Source organism: Streptomyces sp. NPDC020884 (assembly GCF_044333935.1).
In the GTDB taxonomy this organism is placed as follows: Bacteria; Actinomycetota; Actinomycetes; order Streptomycetales; family Streptomycetaceae; genus Streptomyces.
Genome location: NZ_JBIRRY010000008.1, coordinates 239,561 through 257,129 on the forward strand (window position 1 = coordinate 239,561; position 17,569 = coordinate 257,129).

Genomic DNA, 17,569 nt, shown 5'->3' on the forward strand with positions numbered 1-17,569 from the left:
GCCGAGGGACCCTAGCGGCGCGAGTCGTACGTGGCGTCGATGTGCTCGGCCACCGCGACGACCAGGAGCCGGGTGCCGGGCACGGTGGCGCGCCAGCGGTGGCGCACCCCGCCGGAGAGGAAGAGGGTGTCGCCGTGTTCCAGGCGGTGGACCTGGCCCTCGGCCTCGACGTCCACGGCGCCCTCGACGACGTACATCAGTTCGTCGTTGCGGTGCTGGAACTCGCGCCCGAGGTCGGGTTCGCCGGTGAACTCCAGGGCGCTGAGCTGGTGCCGGCCGCGCACCAGGCGGCGTACGCCCTCGCCTTCCGCGGCCCGGACGACGTCCACGGCGCGCGCCGAGTCGGCGGCCGCCCGCAGACGGGCGGTGGTGGTCTCCAGCGCTTCGGCGACCCGGTCGAGGGAGCGGGCGCTGGGGCGGGCGCGCTCGTTCTCGATCTGGCTGAGGAAGGGCACGGAGAGGCCGCTGCGCGACGCGACCGCGGCCAGCGTGAGACCGAGGGTTCTGCGCCGTCTGCGGACGGCGGCGCCCACCCTCGGTGTGTCCTTGTCGTCCATGTCCGGCTCCCTCCCGCCTCCGCCATCCTCGCGGTTGCCAGCACCTTACGCACATGGTTGCGCACGACGTCCGGTAATCGGCCTCGGGACAGCCGGAAGGGGTGGCCCCGCCCGACGGCGGGGGCCACCCCTTGCGACCTGTGCTTTCGTGCCCGTGGAGCCCCTACTGGGGTGCCATGGTGTCCGCGATGCCCGGGTTGTCGTCCATCCAGGCCTTCACGGCTTCCTCCTCGTGACCCGCGCCACGCTTCTGGATCTCGTTCTCCAGTCCGCCGAGCTGCTTCTCGGTGAGCTTGAAGTCCTTGAACCACTCCGTCAGCTGCGGGTACTGCTTCGGGAACTCCTTGGAGGCGATGGTGTGCAGCCGGTCGCCGTCACCGAACGCCTTCTTCGGGTCCGCGAGCTTCGTCATGCCGTACTCGTTGTACGCCCAGTGCGGGGTCCACAGCAGGACCGCGATGGGCTCCTTCTTGGCGTACGCGCGCTTCAGCTCGGCCAGCATGCCGGGCGTGGACGAGTCGAGGACCTCGTACTCCTTGTCCAGGCCGTACTGCGGCAGGACGTTCTCCTTGAGGTTCTCCATGGTGGCGGTGCCGGGCTCGATGCCGACGATCCGGCCCTTGAAGTCGGAGCCCTTGCCCTTGAGGTCGTCGAGGGTCTTGACGTCCTTGACGTAGTCGGGGACGGCGACCTCGATGGAGGTCGGCCCGTACCAGGAGCCGATGTCGGTCAGCTTGTCGCCGTACTTGTCCCAGTAATTCTTCTGGGTGTACGGCAGCCAGCCGTCGAACTGCACGTCGATCTGGCCGCGCGACATCGCCGCGTACATCGGACCGACCTCGAACTGCTTGAGGTTGATCTTGTAGCCGCGCTCCTCCAGGACCGCCTTCCACAGGTACGTGGCGGCGATGTCCTCCTCCCACGGGAACCAGGCGACCTCCAGCGCGCGGTCACGCTCGTCCTTGCCGCCGGCGGCCTTGGCGTCCTTCGGGACGGGGGACCACTTGTCGGCGACACCCGGGTTGGCCTTCAGCCAGGTGCGGACGGCTTCCTGCTCCTTGCCGGAGCCGGACTTCTGGATCTCGGCTTCCAGGCTGGTGAGCTGGTCCTCGGTCATCTCGAAGTTCTTCAGCCACTTGCCGACCTCGGGGTTCTCCTGGGAGAAGCCCTTGCGCGCCAGGGTGTGGATGCCGTCGCCCTTGCCCCAGAGGTTCTTGGGGTCCTTGAGCTTGGTGAGGTCGTACTGGTTGTACGCCCAGTGCGGCGACCAGAGCGGAACGACGATCGGTTCCTTCTTGGCGTACGCGCGCTTCAGCTCGGCCAGCATGGACGGCGTGGAGCCGTCGATGAGCTTGTACTCCTTGTCGAGGCCGTAGCCCGGCAGGAGCTTGTCCTTCAGGAGCGCGGTCTCTCCGGCGCTCGGCTCGATGCCGACGATCCGGCCCTTGAACTCGGAGGCGCGCCCCTTGAGGTCGTCCATCGACTGGACGTCCTTCATGTACGACGGGACGGCCAGCTCCAGGGAGGTCGGGCCGAACCAGGAGCCCAGGTCCTCCAGGTCCTTCTGGTACTTCTTCCAGTAGCTGGCGTGGGTGACGGGCAGCCAGGAGTCGGTCTGGAAGTCGATCTGCCCGTTGGCCATGCCGGTGTACAGCGCGCCGGCCTCGTACTGCTTGACGTCGACCTCGAAGCCGCGCTGCTCCAGCAGTTCCTTCCAGAGGAAGGTGGAGGCGATGCCCTCGTCCCACGGGATGTAGCCGATGCTGATCTTCTTGCCGTCGCCGACCTTCGGGCTCTGGCCGGCGGTGTCGTCCTTGGAGCCGCCGAAGATGCTCATGCCGCCCGCGACGAGCGCGAGGACGACGATGCCGACGACCGCGATGCGCGGCTGCGGGCGGTAGGTCCAGATCTTCCAGCCGTCGGCCATGGCCTGGGCCTTGGCGACCGCGCGGCGGGCCAGCGGCGAGACCTCGGTACCGAGGGCGCCGGTCATCCGGTCCAGGTACATGGCGAGGATGACGATGGAGATGCCCGCCTCGAAGCCGAGGCCGACGTCGACATTGCCGATGGCGCGGTAGACGGAGCCGCCGAGGCCGCCGCCGCCGACCATGCCCGCGATGACGACCATGGACAGGCCGAGCATGATGACCTGGTTGATACCGGCCATGATCGTGGGCAGGGCGAGCGGCAGCTGGACGCGCAGCAGCGTGTTGCGCGAGGTGGTGCCGAAGGCCTCGGCCGCCTCGACGAGCTCGCCGTCGACCTGGCGGATGCCGAGTTCGGTCATCCGGACGCCCGGGGGCAGCGCGAAGATGATGGTGGCGATGATGCCGGGGACCACGCCGACGCCGAAGAAGATGACGCCGGGGATCAGGTAGACCATGGCGGGCATGGTCTGCATGAAGTCCAGGACCGGCCGGGTGATCGCGCTGACCGTCCTGGACCGGGAGGCCCAGATGCCCAGCGGCACCGCGATGACCAGGGTCACCAGGGTCGCGACGAGCACCAGGGTGAGGGTGTCCATCGCCTCGTCCCACAGTTCGACGGAGTCGATGAGGGCGAACCCGACGAAGGTGAGCAGGGCCGCGGGCAGGCCGCGCAGCCACCAGGCGATGACGGCGACGATGCCCGCGAACAGCAGCGGCGCGGGGGCGGACAGGACGGCGGCTATGCCGTCGAACATGCCGCTGACGATGGAGCTGATGGCGTCGAAGAGCCAGGCGAGGTGGGTCTGCAGCCAGTCGACCGCGGAGTCGACCCATTCGCCGAGGGGGAGCCTAAACACTGGCCACCTTCTTCACGCCGCCCGCGGCTGCGGGCTCGGTGTCGCGGGGGGCCTCGGCCGGGGTCATCGGCTCGCCGAGGACGGCGAGCAGCCGGGAGCTGGGGACGACGCCGACGAGCTTGCCCTTGGCGTCGGTCACAGCGACCGGGTTCGCGCTCTGCGAGCAGGGCGTGAACAGGTCGATGATCGGCGTGGACTCCGCGACCGTGGCGGGCGCCGCGGCGATGACGTCCTGCGGGGTGCGCAGTTCCTTGCCGTCCGCGGCGGTGGAGCCCATCACGGTGTGCGGCTCGGCCATGATCGCGCCGGCGGTGAGCACCCGGGAGCGGTCGACGTCCTGGGTGAAGGAGGCGACGTAGTCGTTGGCCGGGGTGACGAGGATGTCCTCGGCGGTGCCGAGCTGGACGATCTTCCCGTCGCGCATCACGGCGATCCGGTCGCCCAGGCGCATGGCCTCGTTGAGGTCGTGGGTGATGAAGACGATGGTCTTCTTCAGGCGCTTCTGGAGCTCCAGCAGCTGGTCCTGCATGTCACGGCGGATCAGCGGGTCGAGCGCGCTGAAGGACTCGTCCATGAGCAGCAGGTCGGCGTCGGTGGCCAGGGCGCGGGCGAGGCCCACGCGCTGCTGCATTCCGCCGGACAGCTCGTCGGGCCAGGACCGCTCCCAGCCTTCGAGGCCGGTCATCCGCAGCGCCTCGGCGGCACGCGCCTCGCGCGCCACGCGCGGCACGCCCTGGACCTCCAGGCCGTACGCGGCGTTCTCCAGGACACTCCGGTGGGGGAAGAGCGCGAAGTGCTGGAACACCATGCTGATCTTGGTGGAGCGGACGTTCCGCAGGTCTCCGGCGCTCAGGGCCGTCAGGTCCTGGCCGTCGAAGAGCACCCGGCCCGCGGTGGGGTCGAGCAGACCGTTGAGCATCCGCAACAGGGTGGACTTGCCCGAGCCGGACAACCCCATGACGACGAAGATCTGACCCGGCTCCACGGTGAACGAGGCATCGATCACCGCTGCGGTCGTTCCGTCGGCGCGCAGCTCGTCGCGGTCGACGCCGCTCTCGAGCTTTCGCACGGCTTCATCGGGTCGTCTGCCGAAGACTTTGTACAGGTGTTCGGCTTGCAGCCTGGACACATACACCTCACGCGTTGAACCGAAAAACGGTCTGCCACCCCCGCCGGCAGACCGTGGAGCGATGCGGGTTCGGTCCGCGTGGCACATGCACTAGTTGAAAATGCGACGTGGTCCGCTCCGGTGGCGCGCCTGCCCCTCCTTACGCAGACCAAACGCAACAGTGACCCAGGTCACTGACCTGCGACGGAGGGCCACAGCGGGGTCACCGGGTGCGACGGACGGCGACTGTCAGCGGCGTGGGGCATCATCGGGTCTGTGACGCGACGCCTGATGCTCCTCGACACCGCTTCCCTGTACTTCCGCGCCTATTTCGGCGTGCCCGACTCGGTGCGCGCGCCGGACGGGACACCCGTGAACGCCGTGCGCGGACTCCTCGACTTCATCGGCCGGCTGGTTCAGGACCACCGGCCCGACGACCTCGTCGCCTGCTGGGACAACGACTGGCGCCCGCAGTGGCGCGTCGACCTGATCCCGACGTACAAGGCGCACCGGGTCGCCGAGGAGACGCCCGCCGGACAGACGGACGAGGAGGAGATCCCCGACACGCTGTCCCCGCAGGTGCCGATCATCGAGGACGTGCTGGCGGCGCTCGGGATCGCCCGGGTCGGCGTCACGCCGTACGAGGCGGACGACGTCATCGGCACCCTCACGGCGCGCGCGAAGGGACCCGTGGACATCGTCACCGGCGACCGCGACCTGTATCAGCTGGTCGACGACGCCCGGCAGGTGCGCGTGCTCTACCCGCTCAAGGGCGTCGGCACGCTCCAGATGACCGACGAGGCGTGGCTGCGCGAGAAGTACGGCGTGGACGGCGCGGGGTACGTCGATCTGGCGCTGCTCCGCGGCGACCCGAGCGACGGGCTCCCCGGCGTCCCCGGCATCGGCGAGAAGACGGCGGCCAAGCTGCTGGACGCCTTCGGCGATCTCGACGGGATCATGGCCGCGGTGGACGACCCGACGGCGAAGCTGACCCCCTCGCAGCGCAAGCGGCTGGACGAGTCGCGCGCCTATGTGGCCGTCGCGCCGAAGGTGGTCCGGGTGGCCGGGGACGTACCGCTGCCCGACTTCGATCCGGCGGTGCCGCGCGAGCCGCGCGATCCGGCAGCCCTGGAGGCGTTGGCGGAGCAGTGGGGGCTGGGCGGAGCGCTCCACCGACTTCTGACCACTCTTCAGCACTGAGGTGTTAACTTAGGCATACCTAAGTCTTCGAACCAGGGAGTACCTCGTGGCAGAGCGGCCGGCCCGGCAGGGACCCAAGGCCCAGGGGGCGCAGGTCGTGCGCACCGAGCAGATCACCCCGCACATGGTGCGGGTGGTCCTCGGCGGCGAAGGGCTTGCGGACTTCACCCTCTCCGGCTTCACCGACCACTACATCAAGCTGTGCTTCGCGCCCGAGGGCGCGGACTACGCGCACCCGTTCGACATGGCCGCCATCCGGGAGGACCACCCGCGCGAGCTGTGGCCCACCACCCGTACGTACACGGTGCGTTCGTGGGACCCGGTCGCCCGGGAGATGGCCGTCGACTTCGTCGTGCACGGCGACGCGGGCCTCGCGGGACCGTGGGCGCAGCGGGCCCGGGTGGGCGAGCAGGTGACCTTCCTCGGCCCCGGTGGCGGTTACGGGCCGCAGGCCTCGGCGGACTGGCACCTGCTGGTCGGCGACGAGAGCGCCCTGCCGGCGATCGCGGCGGCGCTGGAGCAGATGCCGTCGGGCGCACTGGTGCACGCCTTCGTCGAGGTGTCGGACGCCTCGGAGGAGCAGAAGATCGTGACGCCCGACGGGGTGGCCGTGACCTGGCTGCACCGCGACGGCCGCCCGGTCGGCGAGCTGCTGACCGCCGCCGTGAAGGGGCTCGACTTCCCCGCGGGTGAGGTCCAGGCCTTCGTGCACGGCGAGGCGGGCTTCGTGAAGGAGATCCGCCGGTATCTGCGCGTGGAGCGGCAGATCCCGCTGCCGCAGCTGTCGATCTCGGGTTACTGGCGTCTGGGCCAGAACGACGACGCCTGGCGCGCCGTCAAGCGCGAGTGGAACGAGCAGGTGGAACGCGAGCAGGAGAGCGGCTCGGCCGCCGCGTAGCACCCGCCCGAACCGCCGACCAGCCGCGCCGGGGGCTCCGCCCGGCCCCGGGGCCGCCGCCGGGGCCACCCCGCGCGGTCGCACCGCCCGGCCCCGGGGCCACCCGCGCGTGGTCGCACTGCCCGGTCGCCCCGCCCGGCCTCGGAGCCACCCGCGTGGCCCCCCGACCGCGAGGTCGCCCCGCGTCGCCGCCGCACCACGGACCGTATCGACGGTTCCGGCAGCCGTCCGGCTGCGGCGGCGCGCACCGTTCGCCGGGCGCGTCGCGCCCTCCCGGGACCCGATCTGGAAAGATCGCCCGCACCCGACCAATCCGTTCGGCCGTCAGCTCCGAATCACTGCCGGAACCGCGATCGTCCCGGGAGGAACCCGCGTGAAGGAAGCCGTACACATCAGTGGGATCCCCGCGCCCGGTCCCGATCTCCAGGAGCTCCTGGTGCGGGTCGCGCGGGGCGACCAGGACGCGTTCGCCACGGTGTACGACGCGGTGAGCGGGCCCGTGTTCGGCCTGGTGCGCAGCGTGCTGCGCGATCCGGCCCAGTCGGAGGAGGTGGCGCAGGAGGTCCTGGTGGAGGTGTGGCGGACCGCCCCGCGTTTCCAGGCCTCCCGAGGCAGCGCGATGAACTGGGTGCTGACCCTGGCCCACCACCGGGCCGTCGACCGGGTCCGCTCGGCCGAGGCCTCGGCCGCCCGTGAGCACAAGGCTGCGCTGCTGGACCGGACGCCCGCCTTCGACGAGGTGTCGGAACAGGTGGAGTCCCGGTTGGAGCGGGAACAGGTACGGCGCTGCATGCGCACCCTGTCCGAGCTGCAACGGGAATCGGTGACCCTGGCCTACTACCGGGGCCTGACCTACCGTGAGGTTTCCGAACTGCTAGCCGTGCCGCTGGGCACCATCAAGACTCGACTCCGCGACGGCCTCATCCGGCTGCGCGACTGCCTGGGGGTGAGCGCATGAGCACGGCCGAGCTGCACACGCTGACCGGTGCCTACGCCTTGCACGCGCTGCCGGATTCCGAACGGCAGGCGTTCGAGCGGCACCTGGAGGACTGCGAGGCCTGCACCCAGGAGGTGCGGGAGCTGTCGGCCACCGCCGCCCGGCTCGGCCTCGCGGTCGCCGATCCCCCACCCCGCGAGCTCCGCGACCGGGTACTGCGGGAGATCACGACCGTACGCCAGGAGACTCCGGCGCACGGCAGACGCGAGCGGACCGGCGGCGGCGGACGCACCGGCCGCTGGTATTCCTACGCCCTGGCCGCCTGCATAGCGGCAGCTGCCGCGTTCGGCGGGGTCGCGGTCTGGCAGAACCAGGTGGCACAGGACGCGCGACAGGAGGCGAACCAGGCACAGCGGCAGAACGAGCAGCTGGCCCAGGTCCTCTCCGCCCCGGACGCGAAGACCGCATCGGGCGAGCTGACCGGCGGCGCGCACGGCACCGTCGTCGTCTCGCAGAGCCACAACCGCGCGGTGTTCCTGGCCTCCGGGATGGAGCGGCCGCCGAGCGGCAGGGTCTACCAGCTCTGGTTCAACGACGCGGGCACGATGCGCTCGGCGGGTCTGATGGACCCGACGGCCGCCGACGACGCGGTCCTGCTGGACGGGCCGGTGGACCGGGCGTCCGGGATGGGCATCACGGTCGAGCCCGCCGGAGGGTCCGCCGAACCGACCTCGTCGCCGGTGGCGCTGATGGACTTCCCCGCCGCCTGACCGCTCACCCACGAATACCGCAAGGGAGCACACGTTCCATGAGCGTCGCTGTGGTGCTGTTCACCTCCGACCTGCGGCTGCACGACAACCCGGTGCTGTGTGCCGCCCTGCGGGACGCGGACGAGGTGATCCCGTTGTTCGTCCGGGACGACGCCGTGCACCGGGCCGGTTTCGACGCGCCCAACCGGCTGGCGTTCCTCGCCGACTGTCTGGCCGGCCTGGACGCCGGACTCCGCGACCGGGGCGGCCGGCTGATCGTCCGGCGGGGCGGTACGGCCGCCGAGGTCCGGCGGGTGGCCGAGGAGACCGGCGCGGCCTCCGTGCACCTCGCCGCCGGGGTCAGCCGGTACGCGGCGCTGCGCGAGGAGCAGATCCGGAAGGCCCTGGCGGGCTCCGGCTGCGACCTGCGCATCCATGACGCGGTGGTCACCGCGCTCGCTCCGGGCCGGGTGGTCCCGACGGGCGGCAAGGACCACTTCGCGGTGTTCACCCCGTACTTCCGCCGTTGGGAGGCGGAGGGAGTACGGGGCACACTGACCGCTCCCCGCACGGTCCGGGTGCCGGACGGCGTGTCCGGCGACGCGCTCCCGGACCGGGACACGCTCGAGAACCTCTCCCCCGGGCTGGCCCGGGGCGGCGAGGAGACGGGCCGCGCGTTGGTCACGTCCTGGCTGAACGGACCGATGGCCGACTACGAGGACGGCCACGACGATCTGGCCGGCGACGCGACGTCCCGGCTCTCCCCCCATCTGCACTTCGGCACGGTCTCCGCCGCCGAACTGGTCCACCGCGCACGGAAGAAGGGCGGGCCCGGCGGCGAGGCGTTCGTACGGCAGCTGGCCTGGCGCGACTTCCACCACCAGGTGCTCGCGGCCCGCCCCGACGCCTCCTGGTCCGACTACCGGCCGCGCCGCGACCGCTGGCGCTCCGACGAGGACGAGATCGCCGCCTGGAAGTCCGGGCTCACCGGCTATCCGCTGGTGGACGCGGCGATGCGGCAGCTCGCCCACGAGGGCTGGATGCACAACCGGGGCCGGATGCTGGCCGCGAGCTTCCTCACCAAGACGCTGTACGCGGACTGGCGGGTGGGGGCCCGGCACTTCCTGGACCTGCTGGTCGACGGCGATCTGGCGAACAACCAGCTCAACTGGCAGTGGGTGGCGGGCACCGGCACGGACACCCGGCCCAACCGGGTGCTCAATCCGGTGATCCAGGGCAAGCGCTTCGATCCGCGGGGCGACTACGTACGCCGCTGGGTGCCGGAGCTGGCGGAGCTTGCGGGGGGCGCGATCCACGAGCCCTGGAAGCTCCAGGGCCTGGACCGGGCGGCCCTGGACTACCCGGAGCCGTTGGTGGACCTGGCCGAGGCGCGGGCCCGCTTCGAGCGGGCCCGCGGCCTGGACTGACCGGACGACGACGCGATCGGACGGCCGGCGGGACGTGCCTGTTCGGCCGTCAGGACCGGCGCGGCGGCCGGGGAAGGAAGCCGCTGGTGCGCGCGATGTAGGCGTCGAACCCGGGCCGGTCGGCCATGTGCCGCTCCAGCAGAGCCGCGCCGCTGCCCTTGGTCAGCAGGAAGCTCATCACCAGCGGGGCGACGACGGTGGCGGCAGCGGCGGCGGGTGCCTGGCAGACGAAGAGGAAGAGACCCCACCAGACGCAGAAGTCGCCGAAGTAGTTCGGGTGGCGGGTCCAGGACCACAGCCCCCGGTCCATGATCTTCCCCTTGTTGGCCGGGTCGGCCTTGAACCGGGCGAGCTGCGCGTCCCCGATCGCCTCGAAGGCCAGCCCGACCGCCCACAGGACCGCCCCCGCCCAGGCCCACCAGGCCAGCGGCGCGGTGAGGTACTGCGCGGCCTGCACCGGGAGCGAGACCAGCCAGACCAGCGCCCCCTGGAGCAGATACACCTTGCGCAGGGCATGGAGGTTCGGGTTGCCGGGGGCCTTGGCCAGCATCTTCGCGTAGCGCGGGTCCTCCCCGTGGCCCCGGCCGCGCCGCCCGATGTGGACGGCCAGGCGCAGCCCCCAGATCACGGTCAGCGCGGTCACCAGGAGCCGGCGGCCGTCGTCGCCCGCACCCGCCGAGAGGCCGTAGGAGACCAGGGCGACGGCGGCGAACCCGATGCCCCAGGCGACGTCGACGATCCGGTGCACGCCCTTGTTCAGGGCGACGGCGAAGGTGACGAGCATGACGCCGAGGGCGGCGACGGCCGCGCCCGCGAGTCCGTTCGCGAACGCGGCCCAGGCGAAGCCGCTCACCGGTCCGATCCCGGGTCCCCCGGCGCGTACCAGTCACGCCGGGTGGCGGGCATCGCCGCGGAGCCGACCGGATCGGGCCGTACGGAGAGGATCTGGTCGACGCCCATCCTCCGTTCCTCGAACGCGAGCGCGCCGCCGACGAGATAGAGCCGCCACACCCGCGCGGTCTCCTCCCCCACCAGCGCGACGAACTCCGCCCAGCGCTCTTCCAGGGTGCGCCGCCAGGCCTCCACCGTCCGGACGTAGTGCTCGCGCAGCGATTCGACGTCGCGGACCTCGAGACCGGCCCCCTCCAGCAGGGCGACGGTCTCGCCGAGCGGGCGCATGTGCATGTCGGGGGCGATGTACGACTCGATGAACGCGCCGCCGCCCGGCGCGGTCGTCCCCCGCGACATCTGCTGGACCAGCGCCCTGCCCCGCGGCCGGAGCACGTCGTGCAGGATCGCGGTGAACGCCGGGTACTCGGCGTCCCCGACGTGCTCGCCCATCTCGATCGTGGACACCGCGTCGTAGACGCCGAGGGTCCCGGGGCGTCCGGCGATGTCCCGGTAGTCGATGTTCAGCACCTCGACGCGATCGTCGAGGCCGCGTTCGGCGACCTGCTCCCGTACGTACGCGGCCTGCTCGGCGGCGAGGGTGACGGCGGTGACGTGCACGCCGTGGCGCTCGGCCGCGTGCAGGGTCAGCGATCCCCAGCCGCAGCCGATGTCCAGCAGCCGCGCGCCGGACCGCAGTCCGAGCTTGCGGCAGATCAGCTCCAGCTTGTCGCGCTGCGCGTCCACCGCGCCGTAGCCGGGTGCGTCGCTGGTCCAGTAGCCGCAGGAGTACGCCATCGTCTCGTCGAGGAGCAGGGCGTAGAAGGCGTTGGACAGATCGTAGTGGTGGCTGATCGCCGCCCGGTCGCGGGCCTTGCTGTGCAGGGTCCCGCGCAGTCCGGCGCGGGCGGCGGGGACCGGGGGGCGGGGGCCGACCGCGCCGAGGCGCAGGGCGAGACCCGCCGCCCTGACCCGGTCGCCGAGGGCGGGCGCGGGCGGGGTGAGGCCGCGGTCGCGCACGGCGCGGCGCATCGCGCGCAGCCCGTCGCCGAGATCGGTGTCGAGGTCGATTTCGCCGGTGATGTAGGCCTCGGCGAGACCGAGTTCGCCCGGCTCCCACAGGAGGCGGCGCAGCGCTCTGCGGGTCCGCACATGGACGGTGGGGGCGTCCCGGGGCCCGGTCTCGCTGCCGTCCCACATCCGCACCCGGACGGGCGGCGGGCCGCCGAGGAGCCGCTCGATCAGCGGTTCGACGCGCTGGGCGGCCCCGGTCGGGGTGCGCCGGGCGGGGGGCTTGGCCGCGGTCGTGGTCACGCGGTCTCCTCTCGGGTCAGGAGCAGTTGCTGCACATCGAGATAGCCGGAGCGGAAGCCCGCTTCGGAGTAGGCGAGGTAGAAGGTCCACATCCGGCGGAAGACGGCGTCGAAGCCGAGGGCGTCGACCTCGGCCGCCCGGCCGGTGAACCTCTCCCGCCACAGCCGGAGCGTCTCGGCGTAGTGCGCGCCGAAGCGGATGCGGTGGGTGGTGCGCAGCCGGGTGTGGTCGGCGGTGATCCGCTCCACGGCCTCGGTGGAGGGCAGCAGTCCGCCGGGGAAGATGTACTTCTGGATCCAGGTGTACGTGGAGCGGCTGGCGCGCAGCCGGTCGTCGGGCATGGTGATGGCCTGGAGGGCGATCCGGCCGCCGGGGGCGAGCAGCCGGTCCAGGGTCTCGAAGTAGACCGGCCAGAACTCCTCGCCGACCGCCTCGACCATCTCGACGCTGACGATGGCGTCGTAATCGCCGGTGACCTGGCGGTAGTCGCTCAGCCGTACCTCGACGCGGTCCTCGAACCCGGCTTCGCGGACGCGGGTGCGGGCCAGCTCGCGCTGTTCGGCGGAGAGGGTGACGGTGACGACCCGCGCGCCCCGGGCGGCCGCGCGGACGGCCAGTTCGCCCCAGCCGGTGCCGATCTCCAGGAGGCGCGTGCCCTCGCCGACCCCGGCGGCGTCCAGCAGCCGGTCGATCTTGCGGTGCTGGGCGGCGGGCAGCAGGGCGTGCTCGGCGGGGAAGCCGCGGAAGACGGCCGAGGAGTAGGAGAGCGTCTCGTCGAGGAAGAGGGCGAAGAGCTCGTTGGACAGGTCGTAGTGGTGGCTGATGTTGTCCCGGGAGCCTTCGGGAGTGTTCATGTGGGCGGTGGGCCTGCGCAGCGCCCAGATGCCGCGCAGGCGTTGCAGGGGCCGGGGGACGAGGTCGGCCGCGTTGTCGGCCAGCACGGTCAGCACGCCGACCAGGTCGGGTGTGTCCCATTCGCCGGCCATGTAGGACTCGCCGAAGCCGATGAGCCCGCTCGCGCCGATCCGGCGGAAGAAGGCGTCGGGGTTCCGGATGTCCATGAGCGGGCCGCCGAGGCCGATGTCCTCGGTGCCCGCGAGCCGGGCGCGCAGCGGGAGCCCGGCGAGCGCGCGGCGCACGATGCGTTCGGCGACGGCGGTCCGGGCGCGGGAGACCCGGGGCAGGGTGACGATGTCGGGCCAGCGTTCCGGGTCGGTACCGGGGGTGTGCTCTGCCGGCAGCGCCGAGGTGGGAGCGGTCACTGCATGCCTTCCTGTGGGCGGTGAGGGGGACGGGGTTGCACGGGGAGCCCGCGCAGGTAGAGCCGGATGCCGTGCAGGCGGATCGCGGCGGAGACGAGGACGGTGGAGAGGGGGTGGCGCAGGGCGAGGCGCACCAGCTCCCGGGGGGTGGCCGGGCGGCGGCCTCCCCGTACGGTCGCGGTGAAGGGGCGGGCCCCGTCGCGCTCCAGATGGATGCTCAGGTCGAGCCGGGACCCGGGCTCGGGCAGCCGCATTCGGTAGCCGCCGTCCACCGGGAAGAACGGCGAGACGTAGAACTCCTTGCCGGTCACAGCCCGGTCGTTCCCGTCGGGACGCAGGAGATAGCCGTGCCGTCCGCCGTACGTGTTGTGGACCTCGGCGACGACGCAGAGCGGGCTGCCGTCGGCGCGGTGGCACCAGTAGACGGTGATCGGGTTGAAGACGTACCCGAACACCCGGGCCTGGGTGAGCATGGTGACGGTGCCGTCGCCGAGTTCGACGTCCCGGGCCCGCAGGAAGCGCTCCAGGCCGGACCGGATGGTGGGGGCGGTGCCGCCGAAGTGGTCGCGGGGGTCGAAGCGGGCCAGCGGTCGCAGGGCGCGCGGCAGCCGGGGCGGCCGGTCGGGGTCGATCAGCCACAGGTACGTACGGTGCCGGAACGCGTACTTCCCGGGCCGGGTCCGTACGTGCGTGATGGTGCACGGGTAGAGGGCGGTCACCAGGCCACCCCCAGGGCGGCGGCGGCCTCGACCCCCGAACGGCAGCCGTCCTCGTGGAAACCCCAGCCGTGGTAGGCCCCCGCGTAGGCGGTGACGGGACCGGACAGGGCGGGCAGGCGGGCCTGGGCGGAGACGGACTCGGGGGTGTAGACGGGGTGCTCGTAGACCATGCGGGCGCGGACGGTGTCCGGGGCGACCCGGTCGGCGCCGTTCAGCGTGACGACGAAGCTCTCCGGGGCGTCGAGCCGCTGGAGCCGGTTCATGTCGTAGCTGACGGTGACGCGGTCGGCGTCGGCGGCGCAGGAGGGCATCAGGTAGTTCCAGGAGGCCCTCGCGCCCCGGGCGCGCGGCAGCAGGGTGGTGTCCGTGTGCAGCAGCGTCGGGTTGCGGGAGTAGCGGAACGCGCCGAGCGTGCCGCGCTCGGCGTCGCTCGGGTCGGCGAGCAGCCGTAGCGCCTGGTCGGGGTGGGTGGCGATGACGACCGAGTCGTACGGGGTCGTCGTGCCGTCCTCGGTGGTGACGTCGACGCCGTCCGCGTGCCGGGTGATCGCGCGTACCGGGGTCGCGGTGTGCACGGCGGCGAGCTGCTTGACGACGCGGTCGACGTAGGCGCGCGAGCCGCCGGTGACGGTGCGCCAGACCGGTGAGCCGCCGACGGCGAGCATCCCGTGGTGGTCGAGGAACCGGAAGAGGTAGCGGGCCGGGTAGCGCAGGGCGGTGACCGGGTCGCAGGACCAGACGGCGGAGACCATGGGCGTCAGGAAGTGGGCGTGGAAGTACGGCGAGAAGCGCCCGCGCCGGGCGAACTCCCCCAGCGTCAGGCCGCCCGCGGCGCTCTCCGGCAGTGCCAGCAGGGTCCGGGCCGCACGGTGGAAGCGCGGCACCTCGGCGAGCATCCGCAGATAGCGGCCGCGCACGGCGGAGCGCGGCTGGGCGAAGAGCCCGGCGGGTCCGCGGGCGCCGGCGTATTCCAGACCGCAGCCCTCGCACCGTACGGACATCGACATCTCGGACTCCTGGGTGGCGACGCCGAGTTCGTCGAAGAGCCGCAGCAGGTGGGGGTAGGTCCGCCGGTTGTGCACGATGAACCCGGAGTCGACGCGGTGCACCCGGCCGTCGGACCCGTCCAGATCGTGGGTGTGGGCGTGGCCCCCGACGCGGTCGTCGGCTTCGTACAGCGTCACCTCATGAGCATCCCGGAGAACATGGGCGGCGGTCAGTCCCGCCACTCCGGCTCCCACCACGGCAGTCCGCCGCCGTTCCCCTGGCATCCCGGCTCCCTCAGGTCCTTCCGCACGGTTCGGAGCGCTCCTGGAGCGCTCCTCACCCTCCATTCGTGGCCGGTGGCCGAAAGGATTGGTCGATCATCGACTCTGCTCCGAACGGGTGAATGAGCATCCGGGACCAATCCGCCGGCCGACCGGCGTCGAACCCCCTGTGTGAGAACAGACCGGAACGATGCGCGGATGCACGGGGCTCGCCCGCCCCGGCGGTCCCGCTCGGCGCGCGCCATGATCGCCGCGCCCGGCGGCCCGGCCGCCGGATGCGGGACGGGCCGTCGCGTCTCCCCGGCATGCCGTACGGAACCGGCCGGCGCCGGTCCCCGCGGCGGCCGGGGCGGGGCGGCGGCGGAGCGCCCGTCGGCGGTTCCGGTCCGCGGCGCGGCCGGGGGTGTGACGCCGCCGGGACGGCCGGGGAGCCGTCCGGGTGGTTCACCGCCTCCGGCCGTGGCGCCGCACGAGCCGCAGGAGTGTGCTCTCTCCTGGCCGGACGGCTCGCCCCGGCGCCGGGTCCGTCTTCCGCGGCTGGGCAGACGGGCCCGGTTCCCCGGTCACCGAACGGCCTCCGGCGGCCGCCGGCTCGCCCCCTGACCTTCGCCTCGCCCCTTCCCTTCTTCGCTCAACACCTTCGATCCAGGAGAACACCATGAACACCCTCCTCTTCCGCCGTGCAGCCGTGGCCGTGTCCGCAGCCGCCGTGCTGCCGCTGACGCTGACCGCCTGCTCCTCGGACGACTCCTCCAAGGACTCCGCGGCAGGCTCGACGCCCAGCGCGTCCGCACCGGCCAGCCCTTCGGCCGACGACTCGATGACCATGGACGAGCCGTTCGGCCCGGCCTGTTCGTCGGTGCCCAAGGAAGGCGCGGGCTCGTTCGACGGCATGGCGAAGGACCCGGTCGCCACGGCCGCCTCGAACAACGAGGAGCTGTCGACGCTGGTGGCCGCCGTGAAGCAGGCCGGCCTGGTCGACACGCTCAACAACGCCGAGAACATCACGGTGTTCGCCCCGACCAACGACGCCTTCGCGAAGATCCCGAAGGCCGACCTGGACGCGCTGCTGGCGAACAAGGCCGAGCTCACCAAGGTCCTCACCTACCACGTGGTGGGCGAGAAGCTGACGCCGCAGCAGCTGGAGAAGGGCTCCTTCGACACGCTGGAGAAGAGCAAGCTGACGACGGCCGGCTCGGGCACCGAGTACACCGTGAACGACGCCTCGAAGGTCGTCTGCGGCAACGTCCCGACCGCCAACGCGACGGTCTACATCGTCGACTCGGTCCTGATGCCCCCGAAGTAACTCCCGCTGATCCCCCACGGATGAGGGGCGGGGAGCCGCGTACGCCGCGGCTCCCCGCCCCTCGTCGTGCGCGGGCGCGGCGTTGGCCTGACCGGATGACACGCCGTGAATCCGTGGGCCGTGGCGACCGCGTGGCCGGAGCCGTGATCGGGTCCGCCGCCGGGGACGCGCTCGGCGCCCCGTTCGAGTTCGGCCCCGCCGGGGTGTTCACCGCCCGCTTCCCGGACGGCGTCGGGACGCTGTGCGGGGGCGGCGGCTGGGATCCGGGCGAGGCGACGGACGACACGCAGATGGCTGTGCTGGTAGGGGAGTCCCTGCTGGAGCGCGGCGGCCTGGACCTGCCGGACGTGTTCGACCGGTTCCAGCGGTGGGCGGCGGGCACCCCGAAGGACATCGGCATCCAGACCGAGGACGTGCTGACCAACGGCGAGCCGTGGGACGTGGCCGCGGGCCTGCACTTCCAGCTCAACGGGCGGGCCGCGGGCAACGGTTCACTGATGCGGGCGACCACCTCGGCGGTGTACTTCGCGCACGCCGGGCGCCCGGCGACGATGGGGGCGGCCCGCCGGATCGCGGCGCTGACCCACGGCGACCGGGCGGCCTGGGAAGGAACCGCCGTCTTCCACGAGCTGGTCCGGGTGGCGCCGGCGGGCGAGGATCCGCTCGCCGCCGTCCCCGGGGCGCCGGCCGAGGTGCACGCCGATCACCGGGCCCGCTGGGCGACGGTACTGGCGCCCGACTGGCACCCGGGCCTGGCGACCGAGTTCAACGGTGCGGTGTGGCCCTGTCTGGGCACGGCGCTCTGGGCACTGCGCACGACGGACACCCTTGAGCGGGCCCTGGCGGCCGCCGTCGACGTGGGCGGGGACACCGACACGGTGGCGGCGGTGACGGGCGGCCTGGCGGGTGCGGTGTACGGCATCGGGGCGGTCCCGGACCGCTGGACCGAGCTCCTGCACGTACCGCTGCCCGGCCATGGGGACCGCCGCCTGACCGCGGGTGACCTCCTGGCCCTGTCCGGCCGGCTGGACGCCGAGGGCCCCCGGGCCTCCTGAGAATCCCCCAAGCAATATCGCCCCATATGTACACATAAGTTCCAGATAAGAGCACTATGGAGGGAAGGGTGCCTGCCGCATCCATCCGCACGGCGG

15 protein-coding genes are annotated in these 17,569 nt (G+C 72.2%); 7 read left to right on the top strand and 8 right to left on the bottom strand.

Annotated elements, in window-relative coordinates; translation table 11 throughout:
* Positions 1-11: 11 nt before the first annotated feature.
* The 3 genes from ACH4UK_RS24690 to ACH4UK_RS24700 form a co-directional block, all read right to left on the bottom strand.
* Entirely contained in the window at positions 12-557 is a 546-nt protein-coding gene (locus ACH4UK_RS24690) for a helix-turn-helix domain-containing protein (protein WP_398359602.1), read from the bottom strand.
* Between the two features lie 163 nt (positions 558-720).
* Positions 721-3,342 (bottom strand): ABC transporter permease/substrate binding protein, encoded by a 2,622-nt coding sequence (locus tag ACH4UK_RS24695; RefSeq protein ID WP_398359604.1) that lies wholly within the window; start codon positions 3,340-3,342, stop codon positions 721-723.
* Positions 3,335-4,471, bottom strand: a complete 1,137-nt coding sequence (locus tag ACH4UK_RS24700; RefSeq protein WP_398359606.1) for a glycine betaine/L-proline ABC transporter ATP-binding protein — start codon at positions 4,469-4,471, stop codon at positions 3,335-3,337. The genes ACH4UK_RS24695 and ACH4UK_RS24700 overlap by 8 nt, the downstream gene beginning before the upstream one ends.
* Positions 4,472-4,741: 270 nt before the next feature.
* On the opposite strand from ACH4UK_RS24700, the gene ACH4UK_RS24705 reads away from it, so the two are divergent.
* The 5 genes from ACH4UK_RS24705 (at position 4,742) to ACH4UK_RS24725 (ending at position 9,661) form a co-directional block, all read left to right on the top strand.
* Positions 4,742-5,650, top strand: coding sequence for a 5'-3' exonuclease H3TH domain-containing protein (locus tag ACH4UK_RS24705; RefSeq protein WP_398359942.1), 909 nt, complete (start codon positions 4,742-4,744; stop codon positions 5,648-5,650).
* A 46-nt stretch (positions 5,651-5,696) separates the two neighbouring features.
* Positions 5,697-6,548, top strand: coding sequence for a siderophore-interacting protein (locus ACH4UK_RS24710; RefSeq protein WP_398359608.1), 852 nt, complete (start codon positions 5,697-5,699; stop codon positions 6,546-6,548).
* A 373-nt stretch (positions 6,549-6,921) separates the two neighbouring features.
* The gene (locus tag ACH4UK_RS24715) at positions 6,922-7,506 is read left to right on the top strand and encodes a sigma-70 family RNA polymerase sigma factor (protein ID WP_398359610.1); all 585 of its coding nucleotides are present in this window, start codon (positions 6,922-6,924) and stop codon (positions 7,504-7,506) included.
* Complete coding sequence (locus ACH4UK_RS24720) at positions 7,503-8,255, top strand: anti-sigma factor domain-containing protein (protein ID WP_398359612.1); 753 nt, start codon at positions 7,503-7,505, stop codon at positions 8,253-8,255. Before ACH4UK_RS24715 ends, ACH4UK_RS24720 begins: the two co-directional genes overlap by 4 nt.
* 38 nt (positions 8,256-8,293) lie before the next feature.
* Positions 8,294-9,661, top strand: coding sequence for a cryptochrome/photolyase family protein (locus ACH4UK_RS24725; protein WP_398359614.1), 1,368 nt, complete (start codon positions 8,294-8,296; stop codon positions 9,659-9,661).
* Between the two features lie 49 nt (positions 9,662-9,710).
* On the opposite strand, the gene ACH4UK_RS24730 is transcribed toward ACH4UK_RS24725, so the two are convergent.
* From ACH4UK_RS24730 to ACH4UK_RS24750, 5 genes are read right to left on the bottom strand one after another with little or no spacing between them, the layout of a single operon-like run.
* Positions 9,711-10,514 carry a DUF1295 domain-containing protein gene (locus tag ACH4UK_RS24730; RefSeq protein WP_398359615.1) on the bottom strand — a complete coding sequence of 268 codons (804 nt, stop codon included), beginning with the start codon at positions 10,512-10,514 and terminating at the stop codon, positions 9,711-9,713.
* Entirely contained in the window at positions 10,511-11,863 is a 1,353-nt protein-coding gene (locus ACH4UK_RS24735; RefSeq protein WP_398359617.1) for a class I SAM-dependent methyltransferase, read from the bottom strand. The genes ACH4UK_RS24730 and ACH4UK_RS24735 overlap by 4 nt, the downstream gene beginning before the upstream one ends.
* Positions 11,860-13,125, bottom strand: a complete 1,266-nt coding sequence (locus tag ACH4UK_RS24740; protein WP_398359619.1) for a class I SAM-dependent methyltransferase — start codon at positions 13,123-13,125, stop codon at positions 11,860-11,862. The genes ACH4UK_RS24735 and ACH4UK_RS24740 overlap by 4 nt, the downstream gene beginning before the upstream one ends.
* The gene (locus tag ACH4UK_RS24745) at positions 13,122-13,844 is read right to left on the bottom strand and encodes a DUF1365 domain-containing protein (RefSeq protein ID WP_398359620.1); all 723 of its coding nucleotides are present in this window, start codon (positions 13,842-13,844) and stop codon (positions 13,122-13,124) included. Before ACH4UK_RS24745 ends, ACH4UK_RS24740 begins: the two co-directional genes overlap by 4 nt.
* Entirely contained in the window at positions 13,841-15,115 is a 1,275-nt protein-coding gene (locus ACH4UK_RS24750) for an NAD(P)/FAD-dependent oxidoreductase (RefSeq protein WP_398359622.1), read from the bottom strand. The genes ACH4UK_RS24745 and ACH4UK_RS24750 overlap by 4 nt, the downstream gene beginning before the upstream one ends.
* A gap of 655 nt (positions 15,116-15,770) precedes the next feature.
* Between ACH4UK_RS24750 and ACH4UK_RS24755 the strand changes: the two genes are divergently transcribed.
* Positions 15,771-16,418 carry a fasciclin domain-containing protein gene (locus ACH4UK_RS24755; RefSeq protein ID WP_398359624.1) on the top strand — a complete coding sequence of 216 codons (648 nt, stop codon included), beginning with the start codon at positions 15,771-15,773 and terminating at the stop codon, positions 16,416-16,418.
* A 95-nt stretch (positions 16,419-16,513) separates the two neighbouring features.
* On the top strand, positions 16,514-17,473 hold the full coding sequence (locus tag ACH4UK_RS24760) for an ADP-ribosylglycohydrolase family protein (protein ID WP_398359626.1): 960 nt from the start codon (positions 16,514-16,516) through the stop codon (positions 17,471-17,473).
* Positions 17,474-17,569 lie beyond the last annotated feature (96 nt).

Excerpts from the sequence above, each read along its gene's own strand:
- ACH4UK_RS24690 (WP_398359602.1), bottom strand. The coding sequence starts at position 557 with ATGGACGACAAGGACACACCGAGGGTGGGCGCCGCCGTCCGCAGACGG.
- ACH4UK_RS24705 (WP_398359942.1), top strand. The coding sequence starts at position 4,742 with ATGCTCCTCGACACCGCTTCCCTGTACTTCCGCGCCTATTTCGGCGTG.
- ACH4UK_RS24720 (WP_398359612.1), top strand. The coding sequence starts at position 7,503 with ATGAGCACGGCCGAGCTGCACACGCTGACCGGTGCCTACGCCTTGCAC.
- ACH4UK_RS24725 (WP_398359614.1), top strand. The coding sequence starts at position 8,294 with ATGAGCGTCGCTGTGGTGCTGTTCACCTCCGACCTGCGGCTGCACGAC.
- ACH4UK_RS24750 (WP_398359622.1), bottom strand. The coding sequence starts at position 15,115 with ATGCCAGGGGAACGGCGGCGGACTGCCGTGGTGGGAGCCGGAGTGGCG.
- ACH4UK_RS24755 (WP_398359624.1), top strand. The coding sequence starts at position 15,771 with ATGAACACCCTCCTCTTCCGCCGTGCAGCCGTGGCCGTGTCCGCAGCC.
- ACH4UK_RS24760 (WP_398359626.1), top strand. The coding sequence starts at position 16,514 with ATGACACGCCGTGAATCCGTGGGCCGTGGCGACCGCGTGGCCGGAGCC.